The 12,518-nt window shown below is 31.4% G+C and carries 12 protein-coding genes; 5 read left to right on the forward strand and 7 right to left on the reverse strand.

Annotated elements, in window-relative coordinates; translation table 11 throughout:
- Positions 1–6: 6 nt before the first annotated feature.
- From AC061E_RS08435 to AC061E_RS08460, 6 genes are all read right to left on the reverse strand, one after another.
- The gene (locus AC061E_RS08435; protein WP_478285828.1) at positions 7–1,029 is read right to left on the reverse strand and encodes a PfkB family carbohydrate kinase; all 1,023 of its coding nucleotides are present in this window, start codon (positions 1,027–1,029) and stop codon (positions 7–9) included.
- Between the two features lie 14 nt (positions 1,030–1,043).
- Entirely contained in the window at positions 1,044–1,391 is a 348-nt protein-coding gene (locus AC061E_RS08440) for a cupin domain-containing protein (protein ID WP_478285829.1), read from the reverse strand.
- Positions 1,392–1,402: 11 nt separating this feature from the next.
- Positions 1,403–2,803, reverse strand: a complete 1,401-nt coding sequence (gene uxaC, locus AC061E_RS08445; RefSeq protein ID WP_478285830.1) for a glucuronate isomerase — start codon at positions 2,801–2,803, stop codon at positions 1,403–1,405.
- A gap of 16 nt (positions 2,804–2,819) precedes the next feature.
- Entirely contained in the window at positions 2,820–3,605 is a 786-nt protein-coding gene (locus AC061E_RS08450) for a gluconate 5-dehydrogenase (RefSeq protein WP_478285831.1), read from the reverse strand.
- A 5-nt stretch (positions 3,606–3,610) separates the two neighbouring features.
- A complete protein-coding gene (kduI, locus tag AC061E_RS08455) occupies positions 3,611–4,447 on the reverse strand; it encodes a 5-dehydro-4-deoxy-D-glucuronate isomerase (RefSeq protein WP_478285832.1) in 837 nt (278 codons plus the stop codon).
- Positions 4,448–4,535: 88 nt separating this feature from the next.
- Positions 4,536–5,981: an MFS transporter gene (locus tag AC061E_RS08460; RefSeq protein ID WP_478285833.1), complete on the reverse strand. Its 1,446-nt coding sequence runs from the start codon at positions 5,979–5,981 to the stop codon at positions 4,536–4,538.
- Positions 5,982–6,896: 915 nt separating this feature from the next.
- On the opposite strand from AC061E_RS08460, the gene AC061E_RS08465 reads away from it, so the two are divergent.
- The 5 genes from AC061E_RS08465 to mptB are packed head-to-tail and all read left to right on the forward strand — an operon-like array spanning position 6,897 to position 11,639.
- On the forward strand, positions 6,897–7,616 hold the full coding sequence (locus tag AC061E_RS08465) for a DUF547 domain-containing protein (RefSeq protein ID WP_478285834.1): 720 nt from the start codon (positions 6,897–6,899) through the stop codon (positions 7,614–7,616).
- A gap of 41 nt (positions 7,617–7,657) precedes the next feature.
- A complete protein-coding gene (locus AC061E_RS08470; RefSeq protein ID WP_478285835.1) occupies positions 7,658–8,056 on the forward strand; it encodes a toxin-antitoxin system YwqK family antitoxin in 399 nt (132 codons plus the stop codon).
- A 4-nt stretch (positions 8,057–8,060) separates the two neighbouring features.
- Positions 8,061–8,750 (forward strand): glycosyltransferase family 2 protein, encoded by a 690-nt coding sequence (locus AC061E_RS08475; protein ID WP_478285887.1) that lies wholly within the window; start codon positions 8,061–8,063, stop codon positions 8,748–8,750.
- Between the two features lies 1 nt (position 8,751).
- Complete coding sequence (locus tag AC061E_RS08480) at positions 8,752–10,233, forward strand: cellulose synthase family protein (protein WP_478285836.1); 1,482 nt, start codon at positions 8,752–8,754, stop codon at positions 10,231–10,233.
- 41 nt (positions 10,234–10,274) lie between these two features.
- Positions 10,275–11,639 carry a polyprenol phosphomannose-dependent alpha 1,6 mannosyltransferase MptB gene (gene mptB, locus AC061E_RS08485; RefSeq protein WP_478285837.1) on the forward strand — a complete coding sequence of 455 codons (1,365 nt, stop codon included), beginning with the start codon at positions 10,275–10,277 and terminating at the stop codon, positions 11,637–11,639.
- Here mptB and AC061E_RS08490 read toward each other — a convergent pair.
- On the reverse strand, positions 11,636–12,487 hold the full coding sequence (locus AC061E_RS08490) for an EamA family transporter (protein WP_478285838.1): 852 nt from the start codon (positions 12,485–12,487) through the stop codon (positions 11,636–11,638). The genes mptB and AC061E_RS08490 overlap by 4 nt on opposite strands.
- Between the last annotated feature and the right edge of the window lie 31 nt (positions 12,488–12,518).

The following is a 12,518-nucleotide window of genomic DNA, read 5'->3' on the forward strand; positions in this document are numbered from 1 at the left end:
ACTATTTTATCGTGAAACTAAACCAGACCCGTCTCCATCTAGCATGTTTTCTATTTCTTTTATTGTAACCAAGTTATAATCTCCAGCAATGGTATGTTTTAAACAACAAGCGGCAACTGCAAAATCTAAAGCACGTTGATTACTTACTGGAAAATTCAATAATCCATAAATTAAACCACCCATAAAAGCATCCCCACTACCCACTCTATCCACCACAGGCGTTACTTCTTTTACTGCTGCATTACTTATATTTTTACCATCATATAATATACCTCCAATTCTTTGGTGTGAGGCACTCACAGAATAGCGGAGTGTCGTAGCTGCAATTTTTAAGTTAGGACATAGCTGAAATAATTTACCGTATAAGGATGGCAACGAAACTAAGTCTTGATAATTAGGTTGCACTTTAGATAAACCCAACATAAAATATGCTGTATCAATATCACCTAAAATTACATTACTGTACTTAAGAATTTCTGGCATAACTTCACTAGGAGTTTTACCATATTGCCATAATTTAGATCTATAATTTAAATCACATGAAATTGTTAATCCCAATTTATGAGCCACAACAACAGCCTCTAAGCAAGCTTCTGCAGCACTATTAGAAATTGCTGGAGTAATACCACTCCAATGGAACCATGTTGCACCCTCAAAAACCTGTTCCCAATTAATTAACCCTTTCGTAATTGTAGCCATAGCGCTGTGAGCCCTATCATAAACCACATTACTACCTCTTGTTCCTGCTCCAGTTTCTAAAAAATAAGTCCCCAAACGTTCCCCGCCACGAAGAATGTTTTTAGAACTTACGTTCATTTTTCTCATTTCTTTCTCTGCACAAACTCCTATCTCATTATCAGGAATTCTAGTAACAAATTCAGCTTCAATTCCATAATTTGCTAATGATGCCGCTACATTAAATTCACCTCCACCGTAAGATGCTGTAAAAGTTTTGGCTTGTTCAAAACGCAAATGTCTTTCTGTTGAAAGTCTTAACATTATTTCGCCAAAAGTGACTACTTTACTCATTCAATATTCCTTTACTATTTAATAAAATCAGCTCTCATAGGACTAAAAACATCAATCAAAATACCTTCTTCTAGGCATAAAACACCATGCAAACTATTAGAAGGAACCTGAAATGAATCCCCTTTTTTTAAAACACAGGTATCAGATTCTATGGTAACCTCAAATTTACCCTCGGCTACATACGTCAGTTGTGTGTGCGTGTGCTTGTGCATAGGTCCTATAGCGCCTTCTTTAAATTTAACATTCACCATCATAACACGATCATCAAATCCTGTTAGCTGTCTTAAAACACCAGTACTAGCAATTTCCCATTGCATTTCATCTGCCAAGAAAAATAATTGATTGGAACTATTTTGAGACATAAGTTTTTGAATTACAAATTAAAATACTCTTTTGCATTGTGGTAGCTAATGTCAGAAACCATTTTACCAATCCATTCCATATCGTGTGGTAACTCTCCCCTTTTAATTTCATCACCTAACAAATTACACAAAATTCTACGAAAATATTCATGTCTTGGAAATGATAAAAAACTTCTAGAATCAGTCAACATTCCTATAAAACAACTTATTAACCCCATATTAGAAAGTGCATTTAATTGTTTTGTCATTCCATCCTTTTGATCTAAAAACCACCATCCTGAACCAAATTGCACTTTTCCTTTTACGCTACCATCATTAAAATTACCAATCATAGTAGCCATAACTTCATTATCAGCAGGATTCAAATTATAAATTATCGTTTTTGTTAATTTATCTTGGCTATCCAAAGCGTTTAAAAAACGAGAAAGTTTTAACGCTTGCGGATAATCTCCTATAGAATCCCATCCTGTGTCTGGCCCTAAAATACGGTGCATTCGCTCATTATTATTTCGTAATGCTCCTAAATGAAACTGTTGCACCCAGCCATACTTGTGATACGTTTCGGATAAAAACAATAAAATCGCTGATTGAAATTTAAAAGCCTCCTCAGTAGTTATAGACAGGTTTTCTCTTTTCTTTCTAAAAATACGATTTACTTCAACCTCAGTAAAATTTTCGAAATAAATCTGATCCAAGCCATGATCACAAAGTTTACAACCGTTTTGATCAAAAAAAACGATTCTTTTTTCTAGAGCTACGCACAAATCAGCATATGAATCAATCGAAATACCAGCAACTTCACTTAATGAATTGATGTAAGCATTATACTCATCGTTTAAAATAAGAATAGCTTTATCTGGTCTAAAAGCGGTACTAACTTTAGTCTCAAATGGATTTTTAGTCAAAGACTGATGGTGTTCTAGAGTGTCAATTGGATCCTCAGTTGTACACACAAAACTGGCATTTACTTTTTTTAACAAGTTTTGGGTACTGTATTCTTTTGAAGCTGTTTTAGCCGATGACTCCTCATAGATTTTTTCGGCTGTTTTTTCATTTAATAGCTCATGAATATCAAAATATCTGGCAAGTTCTAGGTGTGTCCAATGATACAATGGATTACGCATAGTATAAGGAACCGTTTTAGCCCATTGTAAAAACTTATCTTTATCAGTTGCATTTCCAGTAATAAATTGTTCCTTAATCCCCAAAGTTCTCATGGCACGCCACTTGTAATGGTCTCCATTTATCCAAACTTGAGTACAATTTTCAAAAATTTTATCTTCAGCAATATACTGTGGTGAAAGGTGATTATGATAATCTATAATAGGCTGATTTTTAGAAAAATCATGATATAACTCTTCTGCAAATTTATTTTCTAATAAAAAATTATCGTGTATAAATGGCGCACTCATTTTTTTAATTTTTGAATTAATTTTCGTTTGTAGGTTTCCCAATAGTGGCCAAAATTCCACCATCTACATATACAATTTGACCGTTTACAAAGTCACTAGCTTTTGAAGCTAAAAAAACAGCTGTACCTGCTAAATCTTCAGGATTTCCCCAACGTGCAGCTGGTGTTCTATTGATTATAAAATCGTTAAACGGATGACCATCTACGCGTATAGGTTCTGTTTGTGTAGTGGCAAAATATCCTGGACCAATCCCATTAACTTGAATATTATACTTTGCCCATTCTGTAGCTAAATTTCTAGTAAGCATCTTGAGTCCACCTTTTGCAGCAGCATAAGCAGATACGCTATTGCGTCCTAGCTCACTCATCATAGAACAAATGTTAATTATCTTGCCTTCTTGTCTTTCAATCATTTGTTTAGCAACAAGTTGAGACATAATAAACGGACCAACAAGATCTACATCAATCACCTTTCTAAAATCAGCAATAGGCATATTAACAGCTAATTCTCTCTTAATAATACCCGCATTGTTTATTAAAATATGAATATCACCTTGCTCTTTTGTAATGCGTTCAAGATTTTCTGCTGCTGCATTCTCATCCGTAACATCAAATAAATAACCCGAAACGGTATATCCTTTTTGTGAATAATAAGCAAGAGCTTCTTCCATTTTTGAGGGTGTAGTTCCTGTAATGACAAGTGATGCTCCAGCTTGAGCGAGACCTTCGGCCATAGCCAAACCTAATCCGTGTGTTCCACCGGTAATCAAAGCTCTTTTTCCTTTTAAATCAAATAAATTCATAGGTATTATCTTAGTTCATTAGGTGCTACAATATCCATATCTCCATAATCTAAATTCTCTCCAGCCATACCCCAAATGAAAGAGTAATTGCTTGTACCCGCACCTGAATGTATAGACCACTCTGGTGATAAAACTGCTTGGTGATTTTGCATAAAAAGATGCCTTGTATTTTGTGGCTCTCCCATAAAATGACAAACTGTTTGCGGAGCTTGAATATCAAAATAAAAATAAGCTTCCATTCTGCGATCATGAGTATGAGCGGGCATGGTGTTCCAAACATTACCCGGTAACAACTCTGTTAGCCCCATTTGAAGTTGACAGGTTTGTACAATACTATTTACTATCAGCTTATTTAGAATGCGTTTATTAGCTGTAATTTCATCTCCCAGTGGAATGATTTCTGCATCTTCTCTACCAATTTTTTTAGTTGGATAAGAAGTATGAGCAGGTGCCGAATTAATATAAAACAAGGCTTGTTGTCCATTAGCATTTGCAAAAAGAACCTCTTTACAACCTTGACCTACATAAAGCGCTTCCTTAGTATTCAATTCATAGACAACTCCATCAACGGTTACAACTCCGGCTCCACCTACATTGATTATTCCCAATTCTCTCCTATCTAAAAAGTTTTCAGACTTTAAATATGGAATTGTTTCTAATTTTAAGCTTGATTTTACTGGCATAACTCCACCAACAACATACCGATCATACATGGAATAGGTAAGCTGAATTTCATCAGGAACAAATATATTTTCTATTAAAAACTGTTCTCTTAATTCATCGGTTCCATACTTTTTAAAATCAGTTGGATTTGTGGCATATCTAAAAGAAAAAATTGTCATGTTTTATTTTTTTATGTAATCGATTGCACAAAGATACTTGATAAAATAAAACTTTGGCAAAATAGTTTATAAAAATTTTAAATAAGATCTATAGAGAGGTTATAGGACTGTATTTAGGTACCAAAGACTTCATTACAATCCAGCCCGTTAAATAACACACAGCACAGATTGAAAAAATAATAAAATATCCAGCCTCAATACCTTTGAAACCCATAAAAATCAAATTCGTTTCTTTTGAGTAATCAAATAAAACACCAGAACCTTTATTAATTAATGTTGAACCTATTCCTCCTGCCAGACCTCCTATTCCTGTTATTGTGGCAATTGCTTTTTTAGGAAACATATCTCCCACGGTTGTAAATATATTAGCAGACCACGATTGATGTGCCGCCAATGAAATTCCAATAATAATTACTGGAAGCCAATAACTAATATGTCCTAGTGGTTGTGCTAAAAGTGCTAAGAGTGGGAAAAAAGCAAAAATAAGCATTGCTCTCATTCTTCCTTCATAAGGATTCATACCTTTCTTTTCAACAAAGTACGTTGGCAACCAACCACCAATTATTGATAATAATGTAATCATATAAAGTACAAATAATGGCAATGCTGATTGTGTTGAATCCATATTATAAACAGAACTTAGATAAGCTGGAGTCCAAAATAAGAAAAACCACCAAACGCCATCAGTCATGAATTTGCCAAAAGCAAATGCCCAAGTTTGTTTGTATTTAAAACAATCTTTAAGTGTGACTTTTGAATTTGACTCTGGAACATAGCCCACTAGTTTACTATCGGCAATATCATCTTGTTGAATGTATTCTAACTCTGATTGTGAAACTTTAGGATGCTTTTCAGGTTTATCATACATAAAAACCCAGAAACCCATCCATATAAAACCAAGTGCACCAATAATTATAAAAGCCATTTCCCAACCAAATGCTTTAGCAATAAACGGAATTGAGATAGGAGCTGCTAAGGCACCTACTGTTGCACCAGCATTAAAAATACTGGTCGAAAAAGCTCTATCTTTCTTAGGAAAATACTCTGCCGTAGTTTTTATTGCAGCAGGAAAATTACCAGCCTCACCTACCGCTAAAACAAATCGGGCAAAAATAAATAAGGTTACACTAACATTTATGATTAGTCCCGTGTCATTAACTGTTTTCAAAGCTTCTTTTGCGCCTTCAAAACCCACAAACCAATTGCCAGTGATAATTCCCGAAGTGGCAATACCACAAAATGCATGCAAGCAAGCACCAAATGACCAAATCCCGATAGCCCACAAAAAACCTTTTTTGGTATCCATCCAGTCCACAAAACGACCTGCAAACAATAATGAAACAGCATAAAAAATAGAGAATAAAGCTGTTATGTTACCATAATCGTTATTAGTCCAATGAAATTCTGGGGCAATAAAATCACTCCATGTTAACGATAAAACTTGTCTGTCTAAGTAATTGATTGTAGTTGCAAAAAAAAGCAAGCCACAAATAGACCATCGATAACTCCCTATTTTTATACTTTTTTGATTCATATTATTGGTATGATTTATTTTTATTATTAATTACTATATATGATACATTTAAACAAGTTATATAATCTTTAAAAAAAATATAAAACAAGAAATGTAATCGATTGCACAAATATAGATGTAAAAAATGATTATCCAAATTAATTGCATATAATTTTAAATAAACAAACTAAAAAAATACAATAATTAAAAATAATAAGTCAAAACTGCGCAATAAACAATTTAAATGTTAAGAGACGAAAATGCAGATTAACTATTAAGTAATTTTCATAGAATTAAAATACACTGAAATAAAAAAAATTATTTAAAAATTTTCAACTTAACAACTCATTAAAAAACAAGACAATAGCTTAGCTTATTGCTTAAAAAAAAAACATTTGTAAATCTTAATTGCCAAAACATAAAACTTAATAAGTTAAAAACTCGTAGATAAAAATAAGGAGATAAATAAAAAAATTCTATGTCCTTATAATTAGGGATACTGTAGTTTTAAAAAAGTACTAATATAAAGATATATTGAGATCTTATAAAAATGAGTTTTTAATTAAAATACGTTCTTTGAAATATTGGGAATTATTGATTTGTGAGCTAAATGAACAATATTTTAGATTGTCTATATAATTATTATATCTTTGCGCAAAATTTGGAATAGAGTTTGAAGTACTGATTTTTGAACATTCAAATGAATTGCATGATATTAATATTATTAATTCACTATTTTAGTTAAAACATTTATAACTAATACATTAATGATAGAATCATTTTATAAATTTATTAATCAAAGCTTTTGATTAATGAATCTTATTTATACATAATGAAATTGCAAAACATTTTAAGTTTAAAACAGTGAGAACAACATTAAAAATTAAATTTTCAGTTAAATATATTTATAACCAATACTAATTAAAGAATTTCAAAATGAAAAAAATTATTTTAACGCTTTGTTTTTTTGGCTTAACATTAGTTTCTAAAGCTCAAACTACAGAATTGTTTTTTGAACAGGCAACGATGTTCTTGAAGAAAAATGTAACTCCAGAGGGTAAAGTAGATTACTTTTCTATTAAGAAAAGTCCTGGAGAGCTCGTTTATATTTTAAGTAATATAGAAAAACTTGACACAAAATTTAGCGATAAAAAAGTAGCAAAAGCATTCTGGATTAATGTATATAATTTACGTGTAATTAAAAGTGTAGTTGATAAATTCCCAATAGAATCAGTAGAGAAAATTCCAGGTTTTTTTAGTACTGAAACTTTTATGGTAGGAAATCAAGAATTAACTTTAGACGATATTGAAAATGTTATCTTGAGAGATTTGTTTTTTGATCCTGCTATACATTTTACATTAACAAGTGCTGCAAATGGAGGTGCACCTTTATTAAACACTGCGTACTTACCTAATACTGTAGATGAACAAATTAAAGCAAGAGCAACATTAGTAATCAATTCTAAATACTATTTCTATGTTGATAAAGAAAATAAAATAATTGAGTTACCAAAGATATTTGAATGGTACAAAAAAGATTTTGCAGTAAACTATTTTAATGAAATTGATTTTATTAATCTTTTTTTAGAGAAAAAAATCGATAATAAATATACTGTAAAAACGTATGAATTTGACTGGACTTTAAACAAAATATAATCCTATATGGCCCTACCGCTGTGTAGGGCAAATAGAATTATATGAAAAACAAGAATTACATAATTATATTACTTTTTTTAATATGTATTATACCTGCCTTAGCACAAAAAACATATTTAAAAAATTATTACGATAACGGAAAATTAAGTTCTGAGGGTTGGGTAAACCAAAACAGAAAAACAGATTACTGGTTCTTTTATCACAAAAACGGCAATAAAAAAGAAGAAGGACATTACTTTAACGATAAAAAAACAAAGTGGTGGATTGTATATGATGTCAACGGTAAAATTCAAAGGAAAATTGAATTTATTAACAATCTTGAAAATGGCTTATGCATTTTTTACAACGAAGGTAAAATTTACAAAGCAGCAAGATACAATGCCGGATCTAAAATAAAAGAATGGACATCCATAGCGAGTTATAAAAAAGACAATCCATAACATGATGAAAATAATTAAAGTAATCATCCCTGCATATAATGAAGAACATGCAATTAAACATGTAATTCAAGAAATCCCTAGTTATGTAGCTGAAATAATAGTAATCAATAACAATTCTACTGATGACACGGTAGCAGTAGCTCAAAAAGCTGGTGCTACTGTATTATCAGAAAATAAAAAAGGATATGGTTATGCCTGTTTAAAAGGACTTGATTACATAAATACTACTCCCAATACACCCGATATCGTTGTTTTTCTTGACGGTGATTATTCTGATTACCCTGAAGATCTTTCTAAATTAATTGCTCCCATCTTAAATAATACCGCTGATTTTGTCATTGGCGCGAGAGTTCCTGAGTTAAGAGAAGATGGTTCCATGACACCACAACAAATTTTTGGAAACAAATTAGCCAATGTGTTAATGCGTCTTTTTTTTAGATCTAAATTTACTGATTTAGGACCGTTTAGAGCCATAAAATATAACACTTTACAGTCACTCAATATGGTAGATAAAACCTATGGTTGGACTGTTGAAATGCAATTGAAAGTGCTAAAAAAAAATATCAGCTATACTGAAATCCCTGTTCGCTACAAAAATAGAATTGGAGTTTCAAAAGTATCCGGTACTGTAAAAGGGACTATTATGGCAGGAGTTAAAATTATTAGTTGGATCATTAAATACGCTTTCAAATAATATGTTAGTACTATCTTACATCATCCTATTTTTTTATAGTGTATCTATTATATTGATCTTCTTTTACGGCCTTTCTCAATTGAACTTATTGGTTAATTACCTTAAAAGTTCCAAGAAAATTTTAAAATCGAATCAATTTGATTTTAATAACCCAAATGAGATTCCAAAAGTTACCATTCAACTGCCTATTTATAATGAAAAATATGTAGTAGAACGCTTGTTGCATACTATTTCTAATTTAGAATATCCAAAGGACAAATTAGACATTCAAGTATTAGACGATAGCACTGACGAAAGTTTAACCGAAAATATTCATATTGTAAATGAATTAGCTGCAACTGGTTTAAACATAAAACACATTACCCGAAGCAATAGAATCGGTTTTAAGGCAGGTGCACTGAAAGAAGGTTTAACTACTGCTGAAGGCGAATTTATTGTAATTTTTGATGCTGATTTTGTGCCTCAAAAAGAGTGGTTGTTACAAACTATTCCTCATTTTAAAGATCCAAAAATTGGAGTGGTACAAACTAGATGGGGTCACCTAAATAGAGATTACTCCATATTAACAAAAATTCAAGCCTTTGCACTTGATGCTCATTTTACATTAGAACAAGTAGGCCGAAATTCACAGTCTCATTTTATAAATTTTAACGGCACTGCAGGTGTATGGCGAAAATCTTGTATTATTGATGCTGGAAACTGGGAAAGCGATACTTTAACCGAAGATTTAGATTTAAGTTACAGAGCACAATTAAAAAATTGGAAATTCAAATATTTATTAGATGTTGTAACTCCTGCAGAGCTTCCAGTTATTATAAGTGCTGCCCGTTCTCAACAATTTCGTTGGAATAAAGGTGGCGCTGAAAATTTTGTAAAAATGAATCAGCGCATCATTAGCGCTACAAATATCAATTTTAAAACAAAAATTCATGGATTACTACATTTGCTAAATAGTTCTATGTTTTTATTTGTTTTTACAATGGCACTTTTTAGTGTCCCTGTATTGTTTATAAAAAGTTGGTTTCCACAGCTAGAAGTTTTTTTTAAAATTTTAGCATTTTTTGTATTTACCTCAGTTGTTTTTTTTACATGTTATTGGTTTACCTACAAAAAAATATATGGTGGAGGATTTATAAATTTCATTAAATACATTGGTTTATTTTTTACTTTTTATAGCATTGCCATGGGTTTTACATTTCACAATACCATTGCTGTTGTTCAAGGGCTTATTGGAAAAAAAAGTGATTTTATCCGTACTCCTAAGTTTAACATTGAAAGCTTAAAAGAGAAATGGAAACAAAACACTTATATAAATAAAAAGATATCAAAAAATATCATCATTGAAAGCTTGCTACTACTCTATTTCCTTTTTGGGATTTATAGTGGAATTCAATTAAATGACTATGGATTACTTCCGTTTCATATTATGTTATCCTTTGGTTATGGTTTTGTGATTGTTAATTCTTTCCGAATTGGAAACTAAAATGTAATCTCTATTTTTTTAAATAAATTCGCTTACGCAAAATGAAAGCACTTAGTAACTCATGTAAACTTTATACCATATTGAGCGCTCTATGCTATACCTACATAGGATATTTCATGGACCGAAAGGATTTTGTTGTTTTGCTTTTATTATTTGGTGTTTTATTTTTCTCACTTGTAAAAATCATTCAGGAACAAAAAGAAAACATTAACTATTTACTTGGTTTAGGTCTTTGTTTTAGAATCCTATTTGCATTTGCCTTACCTAATCTTTCTCAGGATTTTTACAGATTTATTTGGGACGGGAGAATACTCATAGAAGGATTTAATCCTTACACCAATTTGCCCAATGATTTAATTGTTAACCCCAATTTTAATATTGCTAAGGCACAAGAATTAATTAAATCGATGGGGAGTTTGAGTGCTTCTCATTTTTCAAATTATCCGCCAATTAACCAACTTTTTTTTGTGATCGCGGGAATCTTTGGCACCCAATCCATAGTTACGGCAACCATTGTTTTGCGATGTATTATCATTGTAGCTGATTTTGGTACAGCTATTTTTGGAGCAAGATTACTACAATCAATGGGTTTCGAAAAGTATAAAATATACTGGTACATATTAAATCCATTGGTACTTATAGAACTCACGGGAAACTTACATTTTGAAGGTGTCATGCTATTCTTTTTTATATGGGGCATCTATTTATTGCACCAAAACAAGTGGAAAACGGCTGCAGTAGCAATAGCCTTATCAATTGCAACTAAACTCTTGCCACTTATACTACTTCCATTATTTTTGCAAAAATTAGAATGGAAAAAAAGTTTTGTATTTTATCCTATAGTTATTGGCATTAATGTATTGCTTTTCTTGCCGTTTTTTTCAACCGCAATGGCTGAGAATTATTCAAATACAATTGCTTTATGGTTTGTAAATTTTGAATTTAATGCCAGTTTTTATTACATCATCAGAGAAATAGGATTTTATTATAAAGGCTATAATATCATTCATAGCACCGGAAAAGTTATCCCAATACTAATCATAATCTTTATCCTCTTACAGTCCTTTTTTGGTAAAAATAAAACCACACCAGACTTACTAAAAAGTATATTACTTGTGCTAAGTATTTACTTTTTTGTATCTACAACAATACATCCGTGGTATGTAATAAATCTTGTTTTAGTCTCGGTTTTTACAAAATACAAATTCCCAATTGTATGGAGTTTTACAGTTGTTTTGAGCTATTTTGCTTACTCAGGTCAACTATTCAAAGAGAATTTAATGCTTATTGCTATTGAATATGCCGTAGTTTTTTGGTTTATGTTTCGAGAATTAGAACTTAAACCCTTAGCATTTTATAAAAGATTACAATCTAAATTTTCAAATTCATTTTCTATAAAAGCTTAAGATTGCTGAGAAAACACAATCAAGAGTATCGCGATTAAAGCAATAAGTAAACCTAGACAATTTTTTACAGATAACTTTTCTTTGAAAACAACAACACCTATAACACTTCCTAAAATTATAACTCCTAAATTCATACCTGCAAAAACGGTAGATGGATTTGCAGTAAACACTTGGTGCGCTTTGAGATAAAAAAGGATGTTCCCAAAATTGAACACACCCACAAGACCACCTAACAAAATGTTTTTTAAAGTTATTTTAGATGCGTTTACAACTGTATCATAACATACCACCAGCAGCATAATAACTAATGCTATAGAAAAAACTACAACCAATGAACTGGTAAAAGGCATCGTTGTATAAAGTGCCATTTTCTTGAAAAGAATATCGATTATCCCAAAACCTAGTAAAACTAATAATGGGTAAGTCCAATTTGTTTTTTCTTTTGATACAGGTTTCATCAATATCATAAGTATAGCTGGGAAACCAATAATTAGCGATACAAGTTTGTACGTATTAAAAGTTTCATCAAAAATCAACCAAGCTGCCAAAATAGGAATAAATAAAGACAGTCTTTGAGCTGCATCGGTTCTTACAATTCCCACTTGTTTAATTGAGGTTGCCAAAAACAAAAAAACTGTTGGCAATAAAAAACCAATACTAACATACAATGCCCATGGAGCAGAGGATAAAGAAGTAAATTTGAAATCGAAAAAAAAGAAACATAAAAGTATGGCAACCGCATAGTTAGTTGCTACCATTTGAATAGCACTAGAGTTGTATTGTCTAGATAATTTAAAAATCACACCTACAGTAACACTACAAACTACACTAAGTAAAAGATAAATCATGTTTTTTCCTCAAAATTACTATTTAAGTACC

The organism is Flavobacterium sp. GNP011, from assembly GCF_056428925.1.

Coding starts and splice junctions, on each gene's coding strand:
- AC061E_RS08480 (WP_478285836.1), top strand. CDS start 8,752: ATGTTAGTACTATCTTACATCATCCTATTTTTTTATAGTGTATCTATT.
- uxaC (WP_478285830.1), bottom strand. CDS start 2,803: ATGAGTGCGCCATTTATACACGATAATTTTTTATTAGAAAATAAATTT.
- AC061E_RS08475 (WP_478285887.1), top strand. CDS start 8,061: ATGAAAATAATTAAAGTAATCATCCCTGCATATAATGAAGAACATGCA.
- AC061E_RS08470 (WP_478285835.1), top strand. CDS start 7,658: ATGAAAAACAAGAATTACATAATTATATTACTTTTTTTAATATGTATT.
- AC061E_RS08460 (WP_478285833.1), bottom strand. CDS start 5,981: ATGAATCAAAAAAGTATAAAAATAGGGAGTTATCGATGGTCTATTTGT.
- AC061E_RS08490 (WP_478285838.1), bottom strand. CDS start 12,487: ATGATTTATCTTTTACTTAGTGTAGTTTGTAGTGTTACTGTAGGTGTG.
- AC061E_RS08465 (WP_478285834.1), top strand. CDS start 6,897: ATGAAAAAAATTATTTTAACGCTTTGTTTTTTTGGCTTAACATTAGTT.
- AC061E_RS08440 (WP_478285829.1), bottom strand. CDS start 1,391: ATGTCTCAAAATAGTTCCAATCAATTATTTTTCTTGGCAGATGAAATG.
- kduI (WP_478285832.1), bottom strand. CDS start 4,447: ATGACAATTTTTTCTTTTAGATATGCCACAAATCCAACTGATTTTAAA.
- mptB (WP_478285837.1), top strand. CDS start 10,275: ATGAAAGCACTTAGTAACTCATGTAAACTTTATACCATATTGAGCGCT.
- AC061E_RS08450 (WP_478285831.1), bottom strand. CDS start 3,605: ATGAATTTATTTGATTTAAAAGGAAAAAGAGCTTTGATTACCGGTGGA.
- AC061E_RS08435 (WP_478285828.1), bottom strand. CDS start 1,029: ATGAGTAAAGTAGTCACTTTTGGCGAAATAATGTTAAGACTTTCAACA.